We start from the raw sequence: 22,420 nt of genomic DNA on the forward strand, positions 1-22,420 counted from the left end.
ATGATGAGTTTTTATATATTAAAATCAGTAGTTGATGACGAAGATTACTTAGCTGAAAAAGTTAATGTTTCAGAAAAAGGAATGCATAAACTAAGTATTTCAGGAGTATCTTTAAAGGATAAAGAACTTAAAATTGAATTAAAGAAAAATAAAGGTAATGTTAGAAATGTTATCTCCAATTTATACGGTATTCCAATAATATCTGAGTTGATTTCAGATGTTTTATTGAGTAATTGTCCAAATGAAATTGAGTTATTTGAGGTGAAAATTGACATGAAGATAGAATCAAAGTTTTATTTTTTAAATATACTTGACAATGTAGATGCTATTGATTTTGAAAAGTCTATTTACGTGGAAATCATGCCTGAAACTAAAGTGTTATCAGAAATCACTAAGCTAGTTTTAAATAACTCTAAAGTCCAGTCAAGACATATTTTTAGGTTAAAACATTTTAGAGATGAAATTGTAGTATCTGAGGATTTAAAAAATAGACTTGAGGATTTAAAAATTTCCGAGTATAAATTTATACCAATAGAAGATTTCGAATACAAGGCAGGTCGTTTAAATAGATACTAAAACTGTTTTGTATTTCGATATATGTGACTCATTTTAAAAAGAGTAGCTGTAAAAACTCCGTAATGTCTTCTGACTTTGCGGAGTTTTTTAATTTAATAAATGCACGACTTTGTTTTTAAAAGCTAAAGACTTATTCATAATGCAACGCTTCAATCGGGTCGAGTTTTGAGGCTTTTAAAGCCGGGTAATAACCGAAAAAGATACCGGTTATAGCGCAAACCAAAAACGAAAGAATCACCGAAGACTCTGAAATCAATGTCGGCCATTGTAAAAAGTACTGAATCAGCTCGGAAGCGATGATGCCTACAATAATCCCGATTGCACCGCCCGTTAGACTGATCAATATGGCTTCTACCAGGAACTGCAATAAAATATTACGCCCGTTTGCTCCGATCGACATTCGCAAACCGATTTCCTTGGTACGCTCCGTAACCGAAACATACATAATATTCATAATCCCGATTCCGCCAATCAACAGGGAAATCCCGGAAATAGCCGTTAACAATACCGTTAATAGCTGACTCGTTGAGCTAAATGTGTTGATCAATTCTGCTTGGGTGCGTACAGAAAAATCATCATCGTCTTTTGCTTTTAACCGGTGGGATGTCCGCATGATTTGTTCGATTTCAGCAGTCGCTAATTCCGTCTGACTTTCATCGGTCGTTGAGGTATAAATATTCTGTAAATAAATCGAATTCGTGATTCGCTTTTGAACCGTACTGTAGGGCGAAATAATAATATCATCCTGATCCTGTCCGAATGCATTTTCACCCTTACTCTCCAAAATACCGATCACCCGAAACGGAATTTTATTAAACCGGATGGTCTGACCTATCGGATCGGTTCCGTTCGGGAAAATATTATCAACTACCGTTTGACCTAAAAGACAAACTTTATTTGCGATATGAATATCCGATTCTCTAAAAGCAATTCCTTCTTTTAAAGGCCAGTTTCGAATCGTTAAATAACCGATATCAACACCTTGCATGGTTGTAGGCCAGTTTAACGAACCGTTAATGGCTTGTCCTTTTGAGGATACGGCCGGCGAAACGGCATTTAAATACTTTGCTTCTTTTTTAAGTGCTTCGACATCAGCAAGGGTTAAGGTTTGTACGCTGGATATATCCAAACGCGCTCCGGCTGTAACATTACTGTTGGGACGTATCGTAATCATATTGGATCCCATACTCGACAATTGATCCTGAATGCTTTGTTTGGAACCTTGTCCGATCGCGACCATAGCAATAACAGAAGCGACACCAATAATAATCCCGAGCATCGTTAATAAGGCTCGTAGCTTATTGCGTCGTAACGCTTTTAATGCGATTAGAAAAAGATTAGCTATTCTCATAATTGTAATCGTCATCAACATGAAAATCAGCGAGCATTTGTCGTGCCGATTTGATGTTTTGGTTATAAAAATCTTTCATGATTTTGCCGTCGCGCAATGTGATGGTCCGACTGCTAAAAGCGGCGATATCGGGTTCGTGAGTGACAAAAATGATGGTTTTTCCCTGTTGGTTCAATTCCTGAATCAAAGCCATAATTTCATAGGACGTCCGGGTGTCCAGATTACCGGTGGCTTCATCGGCCAATATCATCACAGGATCATTGACTAAAGCACGGGCAATCGCTACTCTTTGTTGTTGTCCTCCTGAAAGCTGATTCGGAAAATGATCCAGTCGGTCGGCTAATTTTACCGCTTCCAGGGCTTTAATGGCTCTTTCTTTTCGCTCTTTTGACGAAATTTTCGGATTGTATAATAAAGGTAATTCGACGTTTTCTATAGCAGAAGTACGTGCCAATAAGTTATACGACTGGAATATAAAGCCGATTTTGGTATTTCTTAAGGCCGCCAATTCGTTTTTTGACAGCGATTTTACATTGACTTCGTCTAATAAGTAATTTCCGTCTGAAGGTTTATCCAGACAACCTAAGATATTCAATAAAGTGGTTTTTCCGGAACCGCTGCTACCCATAATGGTCATGAATTCACCTTCAATAACATCAAAGGAAACGCTTTTTAAAGCCCGCACGGTTTCGGAACCCATGACGAATTCTCTTTTCAGATCCTGTATTTCCAGAATTTTTTTACCCATCACAATTCTTTTTACACTAAAAAAATATTAGTTCCTTCCGCCGCCGCCCGGACGCTTCGGCATAAAAGGACTTGAATTGTTTGTCTTGGCGCCTTTGGATTGTTGCGGTGCCTTGATGCCGGTAACAATCTCATCCTGTTCCGTTATTCCTTTGATAATCTGTACGTCGATATCATTGTCTAATCCGATTTCAATTTGTTTGGGAATTAAGTTATTGCCTTCTTTTTTCCATACAATGGCTTTTTTGATAGCCGATATGCTGTCATTGGACTTGCTTTCGGTTTTCTTGTGTTTCTTCGTATGTAAAAAAGGCGCTTTTCCGATTTTGAATTGTTTGCCCAGAGTAGAATCCGGTACAAAAGCTATCGCTTTGGTAGTGATCAACAAAGTGTTTTTGACTTCTTTGGTGTAAATCACAATATTAGCGGTCATGCCCGGTTTAAGTTTCAGATCGTCATTCGGCGCGTTGATAATAGTAGTATAGGTTACGACATTCGATGAAATGGTCGGTTGTAAGCGTACTTCAATTACGGTACCGGTAAATACATCATCCGGAAAAGCATCTACGGTAAAACTGGCTCTTTCGCCTACTTTAATATTACCGACATCCGCTTCATCTACCGATGCCTGAACCTGCATTTTGGTAAGATCCTTAGCAATGCTAAATAATGTTGGTGTATTTAAACTTGCAGCAACGGTTTGGCCCTCACTTACTTTTCGGGATAACACCGTACCGTCTATAGGCGAAAAAATATCAGTAAAAGAAAGACTCTTCTTAATTGATTTTAATTGAGCTGATACGCTGTTAACGTTATCTCTGGCGACTTCATATTGGTTTTTTGCCGTTTCATAATCGGCGCGACTGATTCCGCCTGCATTGTATAATTCCGTTTGACGGTTGAAATTAGATTGCTGATAACTAAAATTACTTTTGGACTGTTGTAAATTAGCGGTAATCTGTTCTACCTGAGCAAGTAGTAAGGATTGATCGATTTGGGCGAGTAATTGCCCTTTTTTAACAACCGAATTAAAATCAACAAAAACCTTTTGAATGGTGCCGGATACCTGAGTTCCCACGGCTACAGTATCTACAGGCTGAATTTTTCCGGTAGCTGATACACTGGTAGCAACATCTCCGTAATGCGGTTTTTCAGTTGTTAACTGTACGCTGTTTTCTTCTTTATGGAATATAAAATAGGCCACAACTCCTACAAGTAATAATCCGACAATGATGATAAGGATCCATTTATTTTTTTTCATGTTCGTTTTTTTAGAGTTTGATCGGTTCTCCCTTGTAGAAGTCGTATATTTTTAAACTCACAACAGCGTTGAACTTTGCTTGTATAAAATTTTGAAAAGCCTGAACATATAAGTTCTTTTGTAGCAGATAGTCGACCGTAGTAATACCTCCCAAACGGAGTTGTTCATTAGCGATGCGATAATTTTCTTTGTTGGCATCCAGTTGTTCCTGTGCAGCCGTATATTGGGATTGTGCATTGAGCGCATTGATGTAGGCTTGTTCAACCTGTTGCGCCAATATCGTTTCGGTATTCGTAAGATTTAATTTAGATTGATCAATTGCTATTTTTGATTTTTCAACATTGGTTTTGGCTATTCTATTGTTAAAAATGGGGATTGAAAGGGAAAGACCTAATCGCTGATAGAAATTATTGTCCAGTTGCGTTGCAAAAGCAGTTTGCTGATTGTCGGAATATCCCGAAGCAATCGAACCGCTGGCACTTAAGATAGGTTGATAACCCGCTTTGGATTTTGTTAACTCCAGTTCTGCTGTTTCGGTTGCCAGTTGACTGCTTTTTACTTCCGGTCTTTGTTCTAAAGCCAGTTTTTGGGCTTCGGCTAAATTAATAACCGGTAAAATAGCAATTAGAGTATCCGGTTTCTGAATATTTAAAGTATAGCCGGAGGGGAGTTGCAATAATTGTTTTAAGGTTAAAGTATTTTGCTTTTCCGTATTCTGAGAGCTAATAAGATTGTAATTGTCGGTGGCCAATTGGGCTTTTAACTGAACCAGATCTTTTTTTGCAATACTTCCGGCGTTGTATTTTAATTCACCTAATTTTAATTGTGCTTTCGATGTCGTCAGGATTTCATTTAAATAAACGCTGTTTTCCTTTGTAAGCAGAATGGTTAAATAGGCTTGAGTAATCTGAAGTGCGATATCGTTTTCGGCTGCTTTGGCATTGTATTCTGCTGTCTCAATCAATAGCTTTTTTTGTTTGATATTTTGGTTTAAATAACCGCCGTTGTATAAGGTAACTGATGTTCCTAATGAATAGTTTCCGGCAAATGTTGATTGCGTTTGAAATCCACCCACAACTAAGTCGGCGTTTTTGGCATTGGTGTAGGTTTGAGAAGCACTTCCGGAAAGATTAGGGAATTTTGCAGCTTTTGCCAATAGTAAATCTTGCTCAGAAGTCTTTGTGGTGAGACGTAATGTGTTGATCTGAATATTTTTTTCTTTCGAATAGGAGATGCATTGTTCCAGATTCCATATAGTAGGGAGTTGTTGTGTTGTATCTTGTCCCTGAATATATACCGTATGAAAAATCGAAATTACAGTTAAACCGCTAATGATATATGATTTCATACCTGTGCTATAATTTAAATTCAAAAAAATAAATCAAGACTTTGGTTTCTTATTGTTTATAGGTTAAATATTGGAGATAATTATGCCTAATTTTAAATAAGTATATCAAATATAATTAATATTTTAACAATTTTGATGAATTGATTGTGTTTTTAGCGTTAGATTGTGATTTACAGATTTCGTGTAATAAAGTTGGTTTCAAAATCAGAATTTACTATATATTAGATCAATTGTAAGGAGGATTGATGTTTGTTGAATTTTGTATATTTATTCGGTTTTGTATAGATAGTATGATAAACATAAGAACAGATAAACGATATAGAAATGAGTATTTTTAAAAAACTATTTGGTAAAAAGGATCAGCAAGTTCAAAAAGAGCTTACGGATGAGGAACTGGATCTTTATTACGAGCAAAAAACAAAAGGTCTCGAAGATGTTCTTGGAGAAATGCACGGTATTGTAGGACATGCCATAATTCCTTTTGCTGTTGGCGGAGCGGTAGATATGTATTACTTCCCAAATCACATTAAAGGAACGGGATTTGCCACGATGGAGCTTTTAGATCCTAATGGTGATAATCCTTTACCTAACCGACTCGGGACATATGAGCTGGTTGCTTTTACAAAATACGATTATAGTGACGGAGAAACGACAACGACTCCGTTTAATGTTATTGAGAGAAAAATTTGCGGAATATTTACAATGATTGGATTTTACTCGCGTCAAGCGGTTTTAAATCCAAATGAAACTTGTGAAGTGCCGGGCAAAGAAGGAGAAGAAAATACCTGTCTGATATTTGATCTTTATGAGCCGGATGATAAAGTGTTTAAAATAGGCGATAGCGAGCATCATCTGCTTTTGTGTTTGCAGGTTTTTAGAAGTGAAATGGATTTCGCAAGAGCAAACGGAAGCGCAGCATTGTTTGAAAGATTAGAAGATGCCGGACATTATCCGTATAGTGACTTAGATAGGGAACCGGTGGCATAATGTAAGCCGTTTGCGCCTTTTATTGATTAAGACAAATCTAGCTACATCGGAATCATAAAGTATATATAACAAAAAAGCTCCAAACATTGTTTGGAGCTTTTGTACTCAAGGCGGGACTTGAACCCGCACGAACATTACTGTTCACTGGATTTTAAGTCCAGCGTGTCTACCAATTCCACCACTCGAGCATGTTTCGGTATCGGTTGCAAAGGTAGTACTATATTTTAATTCTGCAAGCTTTATTTGTGTTGGAAATGCTTAAAAAAGCTATATTTTTCAGAGGTTGTTGGTGGAGAGTAAGTTATCGGAAAGGAAAACTTGAAAATTATTTTCTTTAAAAGAAAATTTCCACGCTAAAATCCAAAACTTCGGCCTTTTCGACATTGCGTTGAATCTCTTCAATACCTTTGGCGATACGTAATTCTGTAGTGAATTTTCTGCTGGTAGCGTAAATATGATCCTGAATTACCACGCGGAAAAAATATTTGCCACCCGGTGTCTTGAACTTTAAAAACAAAGTGTCGGCATGATAAAGCTTTAACATCTGGATATCACGAACACAGCCTACTTTTTGATTATGACTGGCGCCGGTAAGGATAATTTTTCCTTTCCTTGAAGTGTAGTTAAACCGGTATTGTCCGTTTTCTCTTTTTGTAATCACAAATGCCCCCATCGTCGAATCGTTCTGTTTTTTAAAGGAGGGCAAAACTAACAAAAAAGTCCCTAAATAGGGACCTTTTATTATGCTTCTTTCTGCATTTCTTTCTTTTTAGCTACGTCATTTTTAACATAACTGGATTTGCAATTCCAACCGCTTGAACAAGAAGCGGATAATACAGACACAGTGATAATTCCTGCGATGAATAATTTTTTCATGGGGTTTGTTTAAGTAATTTATAGTGGATTTATTTTTTTATAATGAATTCAACTCGTCTGTTCTGACTTTCTAATGCTTCCGGACAATTACCGTTACATTTGAATTTAAGTTGCGATTTTCCGTAGCCTTTGTAGGTCAGACGATCTTTGCTGATTCCGTTTTGGATCAGGTAATTATAAGTTGATTCCGCTCTTTTTTCAGATAAAGCCATGTTATAAGCTGCTTTACCTTTAGAATCGCTATGCGCGTTAATGCTGATTTTCATTTCCGGATTCTCGTGTAATACATCCAGGATTTTGTTTAATGATAATTCAGATTCTTTTTGTAATTCAACTTTGTTGTAAGCGAAATAAATATTCTCGATTTCGATAGCAGTGTTGGTTACTTTGGCTTTTAATTGGTTTAATGCAATATGACCTTTGTATTCCAGGCTATTTCCGTTCGGTTTAAAACGATAGATATTCGGTTCGTATCCTTCTTTTTTGGTTTCGATAGTATAATCTACCATCGGATTCATTTTTAGAGAGAACTTACCGTTGTTATCTGTTTTAAGGGTTTTGATAACATCTCCGAACTCGTTTTTAACAACTACTTCTGTATTAGGTAGTGCTGTTTTGCTTTTGTTTTCTTCTACTAAAGCATTGAAATTTTGTTCCAAAACAACCAATTCGAACTTATAAATGTCAAAATCAGATTTATCGGTTTTTCTGTTAGAAGAAATATAACCTTGATTTTGGTGACTGTATGTAAAAGCGATTTCGTCATTATTTGTGTTGATGGTCTCGCCTAAATTGGAACGGTTGATAAACCCGTTGTTTACATTAGATGCACGGAATACATCATAACCACCGAAAGTTTCGTGTCCGTTAGAAGAAAAATAGATGTGTCGGTTGTCGCCGGATACATATGGGTATTTTTCATCTTTAGCGGAGTTTACTGTAGGTCCTAGATTGGTTACGTTGGTTAAAGTACCGTCTGCTAATACGTCAGCACTATATAAGTCATAACCTCCGAAACCACCTTTTTTATCAGATGAAAAATATATTTTCTGCCCGTTAGGACTCATAAATGGCGTTTCTATAGAGTAATTTCCATTGATTGTTAATTCCTGAATATCTTTCCAGAATCCCTTAGCTTGTAAATCTAAAGTGGCTTTGTAAAGCGAAAATTGTTTACTGTTACTCTCTTTAGCCCGGGTTAAGTATATTGTTTTTTGATCAGCAGAAAAAGTTACGCCACCTTCGTTACTGTCGGAGTCTAATAATTTTGAGAAAATTACTGGGCGTGACAGGTTTCCGTTTTTGTCGAAATCAACGCAAAACAAGTTGTGATTCGGAGTGTTGGTTTTCGGGTCAACAGATACGGTAGAGAATCCTCTTTTTTTATTAGAGAGGATTAAATACTTATTCATAAAGAAAGCGGTACCGATTTCGGATAGCTCGCTGTTTACGCCGGCATCATAAGTGGTAAAACTGTAGCCGTTGCTTTCAGGTATTTTGAAGGCTTTATTGTTACTGCTTTGTCCTTGTGCGAATAATTGTGCAGAAAAAAGCAATGAAAAAACAAAAAGATTAGAGGATTTCATTTTTGCTATATTGTCAATGTTTATACTGTATTATTTTGATAGTGTCACGAATATAGACCTGATTGTTATTATTACATCAATAAATCTTTAAACTGACGTAAAAAATCGACAAAATGCACGAGTGTAAAATTAGGATTACATTATGCGGATTTTACGTCTTTTTAAGAAACTAACAATACGGTGTTAAAATGTGAGATTTGTAATGATGGAACCAGGTGTTTTTACTTGGTTTTAAATGCTGATTTTGAGTTGTTTGTAGATGGTTGTTTTTGAAAGTAATGCTTTTATTTGTGAAAAATGAGGGTAAAATTTGTGATGAAAACGAGTGTTTTGTGTGTTAAGTAATTGTAAGAATTTTTTTGACGTGTTATGCTGTCTGAAATGGAGTGTAAAGAATTGGTTGTTGCTGTTTGATATTGCTTTTAGTGTTTTATAAGAATGATTGGGGGATTGTATTTTTTTGAAAGAAAAGCCACTATATTTAATGCTGTAAATTCGGGATGCTTGTATGAATTTACTGTGATTTATAACGCTTTTATTGGTATCGTATGGAAATAAAAAAGCTTATTTTGTTTGTTATTGTTGTGTCTTTTTTTTTGCGTCTTGTAATTCTAAAACGGAAAAATCAGATAGTACGGCTGAAATTTCAACGGAGAGTAACGATAAGGGAGGGTTAAAAAGGATTGAAAAAAGCGGTGGTTCTTTTTATGGTTGGTATTTCAAGAATGGTTTTAGGGATTGGGATGTTGTGAAAGGTAAAGATGGTTATTGTTTGTTGGATACGGTGTCTTATTTTAAGAGGTTGAGGAGTTTTGGGGCTATTTCGGAGGAATTTATAAAGAGTGAGAGAGAAAGGCTTCAGGGGTGTGCTGAATTTATAGCGACCATTGAATATGATGTGTATGGAAATACGGAAGGTGATGAGTATTATAAATATTGTTCTTTTCTTTATTATAAGGATTGGTTTATGAGTCAGGATCCTTTTGATCGGCTTACGTTAAAGAAATAAACGCACCTGTTGAAATAGGTGATGTTTTAAAAAATAAAATAAAATATGATGTCTAAAAAAAATATAATTTTTTGTTTTTTACTTTTATTAAGTATTGTTTTGGTATTCATTTATTATAACAAATATAAAGTACAAGTTCGTAGTAATGAAAAAGTGATTAAGCTATATCAAGAATCTTATTTGAAAATAGGAAAAGAAAATGAAGATATTTACCGAAATGTATTTTTAAAAAGAAATGATTCCTTATATGAGAAGTACTTTTATATGTATTATGAAGACAGCCCGTATGAAGCATATTTGCTTGCAAATAGTTATTATTTGCTTACAAAAAGTGATTCAGTATTAAAAGATGTTGAGCTGGCAAAAGAACAGCTAGATGAAATTTATAGTACAAAATAAGATCCCCTGCTGGCAGGTGTTGGGTATGTAAAGTGAGGTATAATGCTGCTGGTTATTATTAATCCTGTATTGGTGTTTCAGAACTGGTAAATGGTAATGTAACTAAAAAAGGAATGTTAAATGAAATGGGTAGTTAATCGAATTTGTTTTCTTGTCGCGACTGTTTTTTTTTTTTTTTTTTTTCTTTTTTTCTGTGGTGGAAAATGTCAGGTTCTTAATGATGAGAAAGGGAAGGAGTATGAATTGAAAAATGGTTACAGTGTTATTAATAGAGGTGAAAATATTAAATATGATGTCGAAGGTGAAGAATTTGAAGTGAAATGTTATTTCTTTAATAATGAGGATTTTAATCTTAAGTTTGCTCAAAATTCTATCAATAAAGGGAGAATTGTGTATAATAATGAGGTTGAATTAACTGTCAACAATCGGATTAATAAAATTTTCAATAATGATGTTTTTGAAAATGTAATTATTGATTATAGGAATTCTGTTTTTTATATAAATGAAAAATTGCCTAAAAAGCTATTTATTGTTTCAGGTCCACAGAATTTTACAGGAAAAATATCCAATTTTTATTTTTATCAAATTATAGATTTTAATAAGAATATCGTTGATGAATGTTTTTTAGAAGAAGAGAGCCCAAATGAAGATATGATAAAATATAGCTTTTAAGGTTTCGAATACTTATGATTTGCAATCCGTGCATACAATAAATAAAGTAAAAGCTCTGACGTTATGGTTGAGGTTTTTTTTGCTAAAAAGAGTGTAAGTTGGTGATTGTTACTACGGAATGTAGTCTTCAGTCTATGCTTGGATCGGAATTGTAATTTGGATGATCAAATGAAAGAGCAGGTCTAAAAGATGTAGTTATGTTTTTAGTAAGGGTAAAGATTAAGTTTCTTAGCTTGTTTATTTCATTTTAAGAACGGATTAGAAAGCCATGTAAGAGGGTGATAAATATGGTGGTTGAGGTTAGCTTGATTTTGCGCTTGTTCTTTTAATATAGAGCTGGGAAGTGCGAGAATACAAATGGGTGTAAAATAAAAAAGCTCCAAACTATGTTTGAAGCTTTTGTACCTAGGGTGGGAATCGAACCCACACACCGTAGTACACGAGTTTGAGTCGTGCGCGTCTACCAATTCCGCCACCTAGGCTTCATGACAACTGTTTGTCAATTGTGGGTGCAAATGTAAATAAAAAAAATAGAAATAATCAAAAAAATAAAGGAAAATATTCTTTAAGTGTGGAATTTAATTTCTAAATTTGCACCTCGTTTAAACACGACAACACTAACTAACTACTAAACAACATATTAAAATGTCACATATAGAACCGGAAGCAAAGATATTTGCATGTTCTCAAAGTGAATATCTGGCTGAACAGATAGCTAAGCACTACGGTGTAGCGCTTGGTAAAGTTACAATTTCAAAATACAGCGATGGAGAATTCCAACCGTCTTTTGAAGAGTCAATACGCGGATTACGCGTATTTTTAGTATGCTCAACATTTCCTAGTTCTGATAATTTAATGGAACTGTTGTTGATGATTGATGCGGCTAAAAGAGCTTCGGCTCGCCATATTACAGCGGTGATCCCTTATTTCGGATGGGCACGTCAGGATCGAAAAGACAAACCTAGAGTTCCGATAGGAGCGAAATTGGTGGCAAAACTGATCGAAGCGGCAGGAGCTACCCGGATCATGACGATGGATTTACATGCTGATCAAATTCAGGGCTTTTTTGAAAAGCCGGTTGATCATTTATTTGCATCAACGATTTTCTTGCCTTATGTAAGAAGTCTGAATTTGGATAAATTAACAATTGCTTCACCGGATATGGGAGGATCGAAAAGAGCTTATGCCTATTCGAAATTCCTGGAATCAGATGTGGTAATCTGTTATAAACAAAGAAAACAGGCTAACGTTATCGATACAATGGAATTAATCGGTGATGTAACCGGACGAAATGTGATTCTGGTTGATGATATGATTGATACCGGAGGGACATTAGCTAAAGCGGCTGATATGATGATGGAAAGAGGAGCTTTAAGTGTACGTGCTATTTGTACACATGCTATTTTGTCGGGTGATGCTTATGAAAAAATTGAAAACTCTAAAATTGAGGAATTAATCGTTACTGATTCTATTCCGCTAAAAAAACAGAGTAAGAAAATCAGAGTAGTTAGTTGCGCTGAATTATTTGCCGATGTAATGCACATGGTTCACAATAATAATTCAATCAGCAGCAAATTCATAGTTTAAGAATTTTTTATTAATTTAATTATATTTCAAAATGAAATCAATTACGATCAAAGGATCTGAAAGAGAAAGCGTGGGCAAATCGGCAACGAAAGCGGCACGTAATGCTGGAATGGTTCCTTGCGTGTTATACGGAGGAGAACAACCAGTACATTTTATCGCTGAAGAAAAAGCGTTTAAAAGTTTAGTATATACTCCAAACGTACACACTGTTGTAGTTGAATTGGAAAACGGTAAATCATTCAACGCTATTTTACAAGATATTCAGGTTCACCCGGTATCAGATAAAATTTTACACATTGACTTCTACCAGTTACACGAAGATAAAGAAATTACTATGGAAGTTCCTGTAAAAATCATTGGTAACTCTAAAGGTGTAATGGCCGGTGGTGTTTTACGTTTAAACCAACGTAAACTTAAAGTAAGAGCTTTACCTGCTAACTTACCAGACTTCGTTGAAGCCGATATTACAGAATTAGAAATGGGTAACAAATTGTATGTAACTAAATTACCTACAAACAACTTCAGATTGTTACACCCGGATAACACTGTAGTGTGTCAAGTGAGAATTTCACGTGCTGCTATGAAAGCTGCTCAGGAAGCTGCAAAAGCTGCAAAAGCACCAGCAAAAGGAAAGAAAAAATAATTTTATTTTTCAAATACTTGAAAAGCACCGGATTCCCGGTGCTTTTTTTATGGTAATCAATAACTGTGTAAAGCGGATAACTTTATGAAATATGTACTTTTGCATCATGAAAATTATAGATTGGTTATTCAGAAAAAAAGAAATACAAGAAAATACAGATCCGATGAAAAAATTTTTAATCGTTGGCTTGGGAAATATCGGAGCCGAATATGTGAATACGCGTCATAATATTGGCTTTAAGGTTTTGGATCACCTGGCTAAAAAAGAAAGTCTGTCGTTCGAAACGGTAAAACTAGGGGCGATGGCGGAATATAAGATAAAAGGAAGAACGCTTTTATTGCTTAAGCCGAATACGTATATGAATCTAAGCGGAAAAGCGGTACAATATTGGATGGATAAAGAAAAGATAGCAAAAGAAAACGTATTTGTTATTACCGATGATCTGAATTTGTCGTTCGGAACGATTCGTATCAAATCTAAAGGAAGTGACGGCGGTCATAATGGACTTAAAAATATTCAGTTAGTACTCAACTCGGCTGAATATCCTCGTTTTCGATTTGGAATCAGTGATGAGTTTAAAAAAGGCCAGCAGGTAGACTATGTTTTAGGGGAATGGACTGAAGAAGAAAAAGCAAAACTTCCGGAACGTTTGGATGTCGCTGTTGAAGCGATTCAGTCATTTGCGCTGGCAGGATTAAACAATACGATGAATACCTTTAACGGTAAATAAGACTTTTTCGTTATCTTTAAAAGGTTAAAAACTGCTGATATGAAGAAAATATTGCTTATCCCGGTATTGTTGGCGCTGTCGTTTTGCAATACTGCTAATACTAATAAGGCTACTATGATGACCACTATTGAATCGGAATGTCCGAGTGACGGTAAATGTACCGTTGAGGTGTTTAAAAATAAAGCAATCGATTTAAAAACAGATGGACTCGGAAAGTTGTATTATCAATTAGCAGATGATACTAATAAGTCGGTCGTGGTGTATGCCTATAATCGAAATGTAGAAGAAGGACTTCAGGACGGACAACATAAAGAGGAAATTATTTTTGAAATCGATAATGGAGTAGAAACGCTTCAACTGAAAGATGGTGATCTTTCAAATGTGAAAATGCTGTTTGGAAGGCATTGTTTCTGTAGAGGGCAAGCCGGTTTTTTTGCGGTTAATCAAGGAGTTCTCAATCTTAAGCAAAAAGGAAGTGCTATAGCTTTTGAACTTGATTTTAAAATAAAAGAAGTGCCACAGGTCTTTACCCAGGTTAAAGCTACTGTTGTAAAATAAAAGAGTCCCGATTTCGGGACTCTTTTTTTGTTTATCGTATAGATGAATTGTTATTCAATAACAATCTTTCTTACTTCTTTGTGATCTCCGTCAACAACAGATACGATATAGATTCCGGATTGAACATTGTTCAACTGGATATCCTGGTTGAATAAACCAGCGTTTTGGTAAGATTTGTTGAAGATCTCACGTCCGCGGATATCGTGTAATACTACTTTAATTTCGTTGCTTGAGTTTGAGTTAAAAGAAACACGGAAGTTACCGTTGTTCGGGTTAGGGAAGATGTTGAAATCTTGTAATCCGAAGTTGCTTGTACCTAATGTTTCCGTTCTGGAGCAGATATTAACTCCGAAGCTGTTTAATACTCCGTTGTTAGCCGCTGCTACGTCAGCAATAACTAATCTCCATGCTCCAAGTGAACTTTGTCCGTTGAAGATGTCTAAAGTGTTTAACGGTTTGTAAGCATTTCCGGCAGTGTTGATACCAGCACAGCTTAAGTTCGCTCCTGAATCGTCAAAAGTAGTGTTCATGTTAGAAAACAAAGTAGAACATCCTTGTTGGTATACGATACGAATCTCACCAACTGTTGTAGCACCTGGTTTTAATAAACCGATGTATAGATCGTTAATTCTAGTGTGAGTAATGTTAACATTTAAGTTAAGGTCAGAAATCGTAACGTTATCCGGAACGTTTACTGAACCCATAATTTGCCATGCAATTGGGTTTTGAGCTGCAATTGTAGTGTTAGGATTAGCAGTGTAAGTATTACAAGTTGTAGCGATAGTATATCCTACTGCGATATTTTTAGATAACGCGTAGTAAATATTACCTACAGCTTCAATCATAATTCTACATTTAGGAGAAGCTACGTTTGGAACTGTAATTGACTGAGATCCGTCGTTTGGAGTGTTAGCCACTAAAGTTGTAAAAGTAACACCATTATCACTAGAGAATAAGATGTTTACGTTAGCAGTGTTAATACCGTTTCCTGTAGTTCCGGCAACATCCCAAGTTACAGTCTGTGTAGATCCTTGAGTCCATGAAACGTCAGCAGTAGCTGGTGAAGTTACGCGGAAAGGTCCTGTGTTAGCAAATGTTACAACCATATCATCACGATTGGTTTGTCCTCCGTTTGGTGCTTTGTTATCACGTACAGTTAAGGCGAAATTCATCGTTCTTGCTGCATTTGGAACTACTTCCCAGGTTGGAACAAGGTTTCCTGCTAATACATCTTCAAAACGAGGCATGTAACGGTTAGGAGTTGTTTTTGGAGGGAATGATCTGAAGTTCGGCCCTGAAGTAGATGTTGCTACCGGTGGTTGAGTCGAAATTTGTGTATCGGTTTGTTCCCAACAGTAAGTTAAAACCTCACCAGCTGAGTCAGTAGCACTTCCTTTAAGGATAAATGCAGTTCCGTAAGGGATTGTATAATCTGATCCGGCGTTTACTACCGGTGCAACGTTTCCGTTGTTTGTGATCACGGCACAAGTACCAATTGAATTTACAAAAGCTTGCATTTGTCCAATACTTACAGCATGGAAGTGAGCATCAGAATTGTTCTGAACGTCTACACCCGGACAAATACCGGCATATCCCATGATAGTGTTACCACTACCTGGCTCAACAGCTGTACCGGCACTACGGGTTGTTGTAGTACAGTTACCGCCAAGTCCGTTGAATGTGTGTGTTGCTCCGAACTGGTGACCCATTTCGTGTGCTACATAATCGATATCATAAGGGTCTCCAACCGGTGAAGGTGATCCTGTGATACCTCTTGCTTTGTTGCTTGTACACGGTGAGTTTAACTGTGCTAAACCACCACCACCTGTACTTACAGTGTGTCCGATATCGTAGCTTCCTGAACCGATGTTAGCGTCAATTACAGTCTGACTTTGGTTGATTAACGTGTTAGCGTTATCGTTGTCAAAAGTATCAGAATCAATAAAGATAACTAAATCGTTGTTAGCTACTAAGTTCATGTGAATTGCCATGTCTCTTTCGTAAAGACCGTTTACACGAGCCATAGTAACGTTCATTGCAGCTAATACAGCTGCTTTTTTCTGTGCAGTAGTACCACCACCAAGTCCGGCAGCGTTTACGTGGAAAGCAGCATACTCAATAGTACATGCCATAGCTAAACGGTATACTCTGTATTTACCGTCGTTTGCTAAAGCGGTAGCACTGTTTTCGATTACTCTTCCGGCTACTTCTTCCGCATCGTCTTCATTCATACAGCTGAATGAACGATTTGTGGTTAGTTCGCTTCGGGAGTAAACGATGTAGTTGTTAAGATCTTTCGTGTACGTGTCGATATATGACGTACCTGTCTGACCGGATAAAGTCATCGAGTGAAGACCGAATAGTGTAACACTAAAGTTGATGGTAGCGCTTGGGTCATCGATACCTTTACCAATGTACGTTTTGATACCCGGATATTTGGCTGCTAATCCGGCTTCCATAACTGGTGATTCGAAAATGCGGTAGCTTTCCATTTTTCCTGACGGATTAGGGAAATTTAGTACAACATCCGAAACACCATTGGAGGTTTCGCGTAAAGGAGCGTTTTGTAGCTTGGCTTTCATACCTTGAAGGTCAAGTGAAAACAACTCAAATTTCTGAGGATAGGAGGCACGCTCCATCTTTTCGTACATCTGGATTCGATCTTCCTTGACTTTCGTCCAGAGAGAACCCTGTGCATAGCCCGATGCAAATAAGCAAAAGGCTGATACTACGAATAGTAATCTTCTTTTCATTAGTTATTGGATTTATAGTTAATAATTACTCGGTTGAAATGCTAAAAAGATTACAGTTTAAGTAACCTTTTTAAAATAGTGCTGTTATAAGCAGAAAAGCCCCAGATGGTATTTCTGAGGCTTTTTTTATGTTATTATTCTATAACAATCTTTCGTACTTCTTTTCTGTCGCCATCCTGAACCGTAACTAAGTAGATTCCGGATTGAACATTACTTAACTGTAAGTTCTGGTTAAATAACCCGCTGTTCTGATACGATTTGTTGAAAATTTCTCTACCTCTGATATCGTGAACAACCACTTTGATTTCATTGTTTGAGCTTGATTTAAATTCAACATTGAAGTTACCGTTGTTCGGGTTAGGATAGATGTTGAAATCCTGTAAGTTGAAACTCTCGTTACCAAGTGTTACCGTTTTGCTACAGATGTTAACTCCGAAACTGTTTAATACTCCGTTGTTAGCCGCTGCTACGTCAGCAATAACTAATCTCCATGCTCCAGCTGAACTTTGTCCGTTAAAAATGTCTAATGTGTTTAACGGCTTGTATGAATTTGCAGGGTTGTTGATACCCGCACAGCTTAAGTTCGCTCCTGAGTCATCAAAAGTAGTATTCATGTTACTGAATAGAGTAGAACATCCTTGTTGGTATACAATTCGGATCTCACCTACAGTTGTAGCACCTGGTTTTAATAAACCGATGTATAGATCGTTGATTCTGGTGTGTGTAATGTTAACATTTAAGTTAAGGTCAGAAATCGTAACGTTATCCGGAACGTTTACTGAACCCATAATTTGCCATGCAATCGGGTTTTGAGCCGCAATTGTAGTATTCGGATTAGCAGTATAAGTGTTACAAGTTGTAGTAATAGTATATCCTACTGCGATATTTTTTGATAACGCATAGAAAATGTTTCCTACAGCTTCTACTTTAATTCTACAGTTTGGAGATGTTACGTTTGGAACTGTAATTACTTCTGATCCGTCGTTTGGAGTGTTAGCCACTAAAGTTGTAAATGTAGCACCGTTATCACTAGAGAATAAGATGTTTACATTAGCTGTATTGATATTGTTAGCTGTAGTACCGGCTACATCCCAAGTGATGGTTTGTGAGGTACCTTGTGTCCAGGAAATGTTGTCATTAGCCGGAGATGAAATCTTGAATGGTCCTGCAGTACCGCTTACAGTTACAGCCATTGAAGATGTATTTGTTTGTCCTACGTTAGCTACGTTATCTCTTCCGGTTAAGGTAAAGTTGAATGTTCTGGCTACGTCAGTTACAGATTCCCAGGTAGAAGATAATGTGTTCTGAAGTACAGTACTAAACGCCGGCATATAACGCACAGGTGAAGCAGATGGTGCTACTGAACGGAAGTTTGGTCCGGTTGTTTTTGTTGGTGAAGCCACACTGTTTGCTCCTGTGTTAGCAGAAGTAGCGCTGTCATTTTGTTCCCAGTTATAAGTAATCGGATTTCCGTCCGGATCACTACCGGTTCCTTTTAATACGAATGCTGTTCCTTTTGGAATAGTATAGTTTGAACCTGCGTTGATAACCGGTGCTTGATTTCCGGTTGGAGTAGTAACAGGACAAGATTTTGTTGCCATGTTAGTTTGGATCTGAAGAATACTTCTGTAAGTGAAATAATCATCAGAATGTTGCTGAACGTTGTAGTTTGTAATTCCGGCATATCCCATAATAGATGATCCTGAACCCGGCTCAACGTTTACACCTGAACCTTCAATGTTGTGAGAGAAAGTGTGATTCGCTCCTAATTGGTGACCCATTTCGTGTGCTACGTAATCAATGTCGAAAGTATCTCCCATAGGAACTCCGTCTGCTGGCGATGTGTAACCGCTACCTTTAGAGTTGTCTACGCAAACACAACCGATACATCCTGCATTACCACCACCACCGGTTGCACCGAATAAGTGTCCGATATCGTAAGCTGCATTACCGATAACGTTGGTTAAAGTATTTTGTAACTCAGAATTCCAGGCTCCGTCAGCACCTGCTTCAGCATCTGAATAAGGGTCAGTTGCAGCATTGGTAAAGATTACAGCTGAGTTGTTTGCGATAATGTTTAAGTGAATAGCAAGATCTTTTTCAAATACCCCGTTTACACGTGTCATAGTGTTGTTCATCGCTGCTAAAGCTCCGGCAACAGTACCACCGTGGTAAGTAGTGTATTCTCCTGTACATGATAATGCTAAACGCATTGTTTTTAACTGACCTGTATTGGAAAGTTGTTGCGCAGAACTAACTTTGTTCGTTAAATCATTGCTTAATTCTTGTTCGTGTGGTGTAGAACAGTTAAAAGGAAGTTTTCCTTTTTCTCTTGCTGAAGAATATACAGCGTAAGTTTTGGCATCAGCAGAAAAAGGCTCGATAAATTCTGCTTTTTTATCCGCTCTGAATACCATCGTCTGAATGCCTTCCGGAGAAATACTCAAACGTAATTGTGCATATTGATCATCGATTCCGATTCCGACATAGGAACGGATATCAGGGAATTGTAATTGTAATTCCGGAGCAAAGTTTGATGCTTCGTAAATTTTGAATTTTTCAATTTTTCCTTCCGCATTCGGGATAGTAATGATAACGTCGGAATTGTTTGAAAAACGGCTTGGTGCCTTAGAAAGTTCTGCTTTTAAAGAACTGAAATCTAAATTATAAAGAGAATAGTTAGTTGGAAAGGATTCTCTTTGTGCTTTTTTAGAAATAACTACTCTTTCTTGTTTTGCTGATGTCCATAATTGACCATTTTGGGCGTAACCAACGGACATAGCAAACACTGATGCGAAAGACAAAAGTATTTTTCTTTTCATCTGAGGTATTTTAGGTTGTTAAACAGTTAAGTTTTGTAAAAGTACACCATTTATATAAAAAAAAAAGATTTTTCCCTTTTTTAACAATAATGGGCATTATAAAAGCATTGATTTTGTTGATTATAACGAAATTTGATAAATGATTTTATTTTTTTTTATATGTTTTAAAGTTTGAAAACGATTTGTTGTTTGTTAAAAATTAGCGGTAAATGGAGTGTTTTTGTTGAGAAATTGTATATAATTTTGTATTATGAAGGTTTTGATGTGTTTTTTATAAAAAAATAATACTTAGATTTGTAGGTTAATTAATTTTTAGCTGAATATTATGAAAAAAACTACATGGCTGGGTGTTCTGGGATGTTGTGTTATAACAGGTATGTTTTCTGTTCCGACATTTGCTCAGGAAATCCAACGAAAAAAAGAACCGAAACTTTTTGGTAAACCGGCTCATTCATCGGCGGTTAATCCTAAAAACGGTTTTGTAAGATGTGCTACCGATGAGTATGAAGATTATCTGAAAGCAAATAATCCGAAGCGTAGTACTACTGCTGCTTTTGAAGCTTGGTTGGCACCTTTGGTGGAACAGGCAAAATCCAACCGTTCGGAAGTTGGAGGCGTAATTACAATTCCGGTGGTAATACACGTAATTCACAGTGGCCAACAATTGGGAGTTGCTCCTAATATTACTGACGCTCAGGTGATGTCGCAAATTACGGTGTTAAACAATGACTACCGAAGATTAGCCGGAACTCCGGGTTTTAATACAAATCCTGACGGAGCGGATACGATGATTCAGTTTGCTTTGGCAAAGCAGGATCCGAACGGAAACCCGACTAACGGTATTCATCGTGTGAATATGTGTCAGGAGTCATGGTCGGAAGATGATATTGAAATGATATTAAAGCCGGGAACAATATGGAATCCGTCTCAATATCTGAATATGTGGTCGGTAAACTTTACTGATGCAACGCTTTTGGGATATGCCCAGTTTCCGTCAAACTCTGGATTAGGTGGATTGGATCCGGATGAAGGCCCTGCAAATACTGATGGAGTGGTTTCAAATTATTCTACTTTTGGTAGTTCCGATTATAATGACGGTACGTTTATTTTAGAAGCACCTTATGATAAAGGTAGAACCATGACGCATGAAGTGGGTCACTGGTTGGGATTACGTCATATTTGGGGCGATACTAGTAGTTGTGTGGTAAATGCAACGGATAGTTTTAACGATTACTGTCTGGATACACCTGCGGCTTCTGATGCTAACTTCGAATGTCCTGTTGGAACAGATTCTTGTCCGTCAAGTCCCGGATTGGATATGATCCAGAATTATATGGATTATACAGACGATTCTTGTATGAATATTTTTACCAATAACCAAAAGGCAAGAATTACTGCTGTCATGACGAATGCATTGCGAAGAGCTGATTTAAGAACTTCGACTAAAGATCAACCGATTCCGCTTTTTGCTAATGACGCTGAGGTGACATTGGATACAGATTGTACTGCTGTTTTAGGAGCCCAGTGTGGAACCGGAACACAAACAATTCGTAAAGTGGTGTTGTATAACCGCGGAACAAGTACACTTACTTCTGTTGGATTGAATTATACGGTAAACGGAGGAGCAAGTACAGTATATAACTGGACGGGTTCTTTGGTGCCTAATGCTTATGCAATTGTAGGAATTCCGGTTACGGTAACGGCGACTGTACCTTTTACGGTAAGTGTGGCTACTGCCAATGGAGGAGCGGATCAAAGAGCATCAAATAATAATGCAACAGGAACTGTGGCGCCTTCTACACCAAATAATTATGAAACCAATCAGGTGGTGTTTAAACTGCAATTGGACAGATGGGGTTCAGAAACAAGTTGGACTTTGAAAAATAGTGCCGGAACTACGCTTTATCAAGGTGGCGGTTATCCGGATGCTTCTCCGAATATGCCGGCATTAATAACACAAAACTGGACATTGGCTAGTAATGATTGTTATACGTTTACAGTTCTTGATGAGTATGAAGATGGTTTCTGTTGTGATTATGGTAACGGATATTACCGTATCGAAACACCGGCAGGTGCAGTGATTGCAACCGGAGGTCAGTTTGGAGCATCAGAATCAAAAGCTTTCCGTATTAATGCTTTGGGAACAAATGATTTCACACTGCTAAATGCATTGTCGGTTTACCCGAATCCTGCTAAAGAAGTTTTAAATATTGTAGTGCCGGAAGGATTTGAACTACCTGATAGTTATATGGTTTATAATAATCTGGGACAAACAGTATTGCAGAAAAATAAAGTTACAGCTAACGATTTAACGGTTAATACAGCTGGTTTAAGCAACGGCGTGTACTTTATTAAAATCAATAAAGCGGATAGCGTGAAAACGATTAAGTTTATTAAAAACTAAAAACATAAAGTAGTAGTGGTAATTTTGAGTGCTGCTTCCTTTTAAAATGTTAAAATACCGGAAAAAATAAAATCAATTTCCGGATTATTCGAATCGAGAGGATTGTTTTAT

19 protein-coding genes and 2 tRNA genes are annotated in these 22,420 nt (G+C 36.9%); 10 read left to right on the forward strand and 11 right to left on the reverse strand.

Annotation, left to right across the window (positions count from 1 at the left end; genetic code table 11):
* On the forward strand, nt 1-576 hold the full coding sequence (locus NOX80_RS04975) for an Imm43 family immunity protein (RefSeq protein ID WP_256552219.1): 576 nt from the start codon (nt 1-3) through the stop codon (nt 574-576).
* 130 nt (nt 577-706) lie between these two features.
* Here NOX80_RS04975 and NOX80_RS04980 read toward each other — a convergent pair whose 3' ends face one another.
* The 4 genes from NOX80_RS04980 to NOX80_RS04995 are packed head-to-tail and all read right to left on the reverse strand — an operon-like array spanning nt 707 to nt 5,283.
* Nucleotides 707-1,927: an ABC transporter permease gene (locus NOX80_RS04980; protein ID WP_256552220.1), complete on the reverse strand. Its 1,221-nt coding sequence runs from the start codon at nt 1,925-1,927 to the stop codon at nt 707-709.
* Nucleotides 1,914-2,675 carry an ABC transporter ATP-binding protein gene (locus tag NOX80_RS04985; protein ID WP_256552221.1) on the reverse strand — a complete coding sequence of 254 codons (762 nt, stop codon included), beginning with the start codon at nt 2,673-2,675 and terminating at the stop codon, nt 1,914-1,916. Before NOX80_RS04985 ends, NOX80_RS04980 begins: the two co-directional genes overlap by 14 nt.
* 27 nt (nt 2,676-2,702) lie before the next feature.
* Entirely contained in the window at nt 2,703-3,935 is a 1,233-nt protein-coding gene (locus NOX80_RS04990; protein ID WP_256552222.1) for an efflux RND transporter periplasmic adaptor subunit, read from the reverse strand.
* A gap of 10 nt (nt 3,936-3,945) precedes the next feature.
* On the reverse strand, nt 3,946-5,283 hold the full coding sequence (locus tag NOX80_RS04995; protein WP_256552223.1) for a TolC family protein: 1,338 nt from the start codon (nt 5,281-5,283) through the stop codon (nt 3,946-3,948).
* 324 nt (nt 5,284-5,607) lie between these two features.
* On the opposite strand from NOX80_RS04995, the gene NOX80_RS05000 reads away from it, so the two are divergent.
* A complete protein-coding gene (locus NOX80_RS05000) occupies nt 5,608-6,270 on the forward strand; it encodes a suppressor of fused domain protein (protein ID WP_256552224.1) in 663 nt (220 codons plus the stop codon).
* A gap of 102 nt (nt 6,271-6,372) precedes the next feature.
* Here NOX80_RS05000 and NOX80_RS05005 read toward each other — a convergent pair.
* From NOX80_RS05005 to NOX80_RS05020, 4 genes are all read right to left on the reverse strand, one after another.
* Nucleotides 6,373-6,458 (reverse strand) — tRNA-Leu (locus tag NOX80_RS05005).
* Nucleotides 6,459-6,604: 146 nt separating this feature from the next.
* Nucleotides 6,605-6,943, reverse strand: a complete 339-nt coding sequence (locus tag NOX80_RS05010) for a DUF1508 domain-containing protein (protein WP_256552225.1) — start codon at nt 6,941-6,943, stop codon at nt 6,605-6,607.
* Nucleotides 6,944-7,011: 68 nt separating this feature from the next.
* Nucleotides 7,012-7,146 carry a hypothetical protein gene (locus NOX80_RS05015; protein ID WP_256552226.1) on the reverse strand — a complete coding sequence of 45 codons (135 nt, stop codon included), beginning with the start codon at nt 7,144-7,146 and terminating at the stop codon, nt 7,012-7,014.
* A 29-nt stretch (nt 7,147-7,175) separates the two neighbouring features.
* Nucleotides 7,176-8,732 (reverse strand): OmpA family protein, encoded by a 1,557-nt coding sequence (locus NOX80_RS05020; protein WP_256552227.1) that lies wholly within the window; start codon nt 8,730-8,732, stop codon nt 7,176-7,178.
* Between the two features lie 538 nt (nt 8,733-9,270).
* Between NOX80_RS05020 and NOX80_RS05025 the strand changes: the two genes are divergently transcribed.
* The 3 genes from NOX80_RS05025 (at nt 9,271) to NOX80_RS05035 (ending at nt 10,812) form a co-directional block, all read left to right on the forward strand.
* Nucleotides 9,271-9,741: a hypothetical protein gene (locus NOX80_RS05025; RefSeq protein WP_256552229.1), complete on the forward strand. Its 471-nt coding sequence runs from the start codon at nt 9,271-9,273 to the stop codon at nt 9,739-9,741.
* A gap of 45 nt (nt 9,742-9,786) precedes the next feature.
* Entirely contained in the window at nt 9,787-10,140 is a 354-nt protein-coding gene (locus tag NOX80_RS05030) for a hypothetical protein (RefSeq protein WP_256552230.1), read from the forward strand.
* A gap of 120 nt (nt 10,141-10,260) precedes the next feature.
* Nucleotides 10,261-10,812 carry a hypothetical protein gene (locus tag NOX80_RS05035; RefSeq protein WP_256552231.1) on the forward strand — a complete coding sequence of 184 codons (552 nt, stop codon included), beginning with the start codon at nt 10,261-10,263 and terminating at the stop codon, nt 10,810-10,812.
* Between the two features lie 402 nt (nt 10,813-11,214).
* Here the strand turns inward: NOX80_RS05035 and NOX80_RS05040 are convergent.
* Nucleotides 11,215-11,294, reverse strand: a tRNA-Leu gene (locus tag NOX80_RS05040).
* Nucleotides 11,295-11,457: 163 nt separating this feature from the next.
* Between NOX80_RS05040 and NOX80_RS05045 the strand changes: the two genes are divergently transcribed.
* The 4 genes from NOX80_RS05045 (at nt 11,458) to NOX80_RS05060 (ending at nt 14,330) form a co-directional block, all read left to right on the forward strand.
* Entirely contained in the window at nt 11,458-12,399 is a 942-nt protein-coding gene (locus tag NOX80_RS05045; protein ID WP_256552232.1) for a ribose-phosphate pyrophosphokinase, read from the forward strand.
* Nucleotides 12,400-12,430: 31 nt separating this feature from the next.
* Nucleotides 12,431-13,042 (forward strand): 50S ribosomal protein L25/general stress protein Ctc, encoded by a 612-nt coding sequence (locus NOX80_RS05050; protein ID WP_256552233.1) that lies wholly within the window; start codon nt 12,431-12,433, stop codon nt 13,040-13,042.
* A gap of 163 nt (nt 13,043-13,205) precedes the next feature.
* Nucleotides 13,206-13,772 carry an aminoacyl-tRNA hydrolase gene (gene pth, locus NOX80_RS05055; protein WP_256552234.1) on the forward strand — a complete coding sequence of 189 codons (567 nt, stop codon included), beginning with the start codon at nt 13,206-13,208 and terminating at the stop codon, nt 13,770-13,772.
* Nucleotides 13,773-13,811: 39 nt separating this feature from the next.
* Nucleotides 13,812-14,330 (forward strand): hypothetical protein, encoded by a 519-nt coding sequence (locus NOX80_RS05060; RefSeq protein ID WP_256552235.1) that lies wholly within the window; start codon nt 13,812-13,814, stop codon nt 14,328-14,330.
* Nucleotides 14,331-14,380: 50 nt separating this feature from the next.
* Here the strand turns inward: NOX80_RS05060 and NOX80_RS05065 are convergent, their stop codons facing one another.
* Nucleotides 14,381-17,083 carry a zinc-dependent metalloprotease gene (locus NOX80_RS05065; RefSeq protein WP_256552236.1) on the reverse strand — a complete coding sequence of 901 codons (2,703 nt, stop codon included), beginning with the start codon at nt 17,081-17,083 and terminating at the stop codon, nt 14,381-14,383.
* A 134-nt stretch (nt 17,084-17,217) separates the two neighbouring features.
* Nucleotides 17,218-19,905, reverse strand: coding sequence for a zinc-dependent metalloprotease (locus NOX80_RS05070; RefSeq protein WP_256552237.1), 2,688 nt, complete (start codon nt 19,903-19,905; stop codon nt 17,218-17,220).
* A 325-nt stretch (nt 19,906-20,230) separates the two neighbouring features.
* On the opposite strand from NOX80_RS05070, the gene NOX80_RS05075 reads away from it, so the two are divergent.
* Nucleotides 20,231-22,309, forward strand: a complete 2,079-nt coding sequence (locus NOX80_RS05075) for a T9SS type A sorting domain-containing protein (RefSeq protein ID WP_256552238.1) — start codon at nt 20,231-20,233, stop codon at nt 22,307-22,309.
* Nucleotides 22,310-22,420 lie beyond the last annotated feature (111 nt).

This window comes from Flavobacterium cerinum (assembly GCF_024496085.1).
Classification (GTDB): Bacteria; Bacteroidota; Bacteroidia; order Flavobacteriales; family Flavobacteriaceae; genus Flavobacterium; species Flavobacterium cerinum_A.

Coding starts and splice junctions, on each gene's coding strand:
- NOX80_RS04975 (WP_256552219.1), top strand. CDS start 1: ATGATGAGTTTTTATATATTAAAATCAGTAGTTGATGACGAAGATTAC.
- NOX80_RS04980 (WP_256552220.1), bottom strand. CDS start 1,927: ATGAGAATAGCTAATCTTTTTCTAATCGCATTAAAAGCGTTACGACGC.
- NOX80_RS04985 (WP_256552221.1), bottom strand. CDS start 2,675: ATGGGTAAAAAAATTCTGGAAATACAGGATCTGAAAAGAGAATTCGTC.
- NOX80_RS04990 (WP_256552222.1), bottom strand. CDS start 3,935: ATGAAAAAAAATAAATGGATCCTTATCATCATTGTCGGATTATTACTT.
- NOX80_RS04995 (WP_256552223.1), bottom strand. CDS start 5,283: ATGAAATCATATATCATTAGCGGTTTAACTGTAATTTCGATTTTTCAT.
- NOX80_RS05000 (WP_256552224.1), top strand. CDS start 5,608: ATGAGTATTTTTAAAAAACTATTTGGTAAAAAGGATCAGCAAGTTCAA.
- NOX80_RS05010 (WP_256552225.1), bottom strand. CDS start 6,943: ATGGGGGCATTTGTGATTACAAAAAGAGAAAACGGACAATACCGGTTT.
- NOX80_RS05015 (WP_256552226.1), bottom strand. CDS start 7,146: ATGAAAAAATTATTCATCGCAGGAATTATCACTGTGTCTGTATTATCC.
- NOX80_RS05020 (WP_256552227.1), bottom strand. CDS start 8,732: ATGAAATCCTCTAATCTTTTTGTTTTTTCATTGCTTTTTTCTGCACAA.
- NOX80_RS05030 (WP_256552230.1), top strand. CDS start 9,787: ATGATGTCTAAAAAAAATATAATTTTTTGTTTTTTACTTTTATTAAGT.
- NOX80_RS05035 (WP_256552231.1), top strand. CDS start 10,261: ATGAAATGGGTAGTTAATCGAATTTGTTTTCTTGTCGCGACTGTTTTT.
- NOX80_RS05045 (WP_256552232.1), top strand. CDS start 11,458: ATGTCACATATAGAACCGGAAGCAAAGATATTTGCATGTTCTCAAAGT.
- NOX80_RS05050 (WP_256552233.1), top strand. CDS start 12,431: ATGAAATCAATTACGATCAAAGGATCTGAAAGAGAAAGCGTGGGCAAA.
- pth (WP_256552234.1), top strand. CDS start 13,206: ATGAAAAAATTTTTAATCGTTGGCTTGGGAAATATCGGAGCCGAATAT.
- NOX80_RS05060 (WP_256552235.1), top strand. CDS start 13,812: ATGAAGAAAATATTGCTTATCCCGGTATTGTTGGCGCTGTCGTTTTGC.
- NOX80_RS05065 (WP_256552236.1), bottom strand. CDS start 17,083: ATGAAAAGAAGATTACTATTCGTAGTATCAGCCTTTTGCTTATTTGCA.
- NOX80_RS05070 (WP_256552237.1), bottom strand. CDS start 19,905: ATGAAAAGAAAAATACTTTTGTCTTTCGCATCAGTGTTTGCTATGTCC.
- NOX80_RS05075 (WP_256552238.1), top strand. CDS start 20,231: ATGAAAAAAACTACATGGCTGGGTGTTCTGGGATGTTGTGTTATAACA.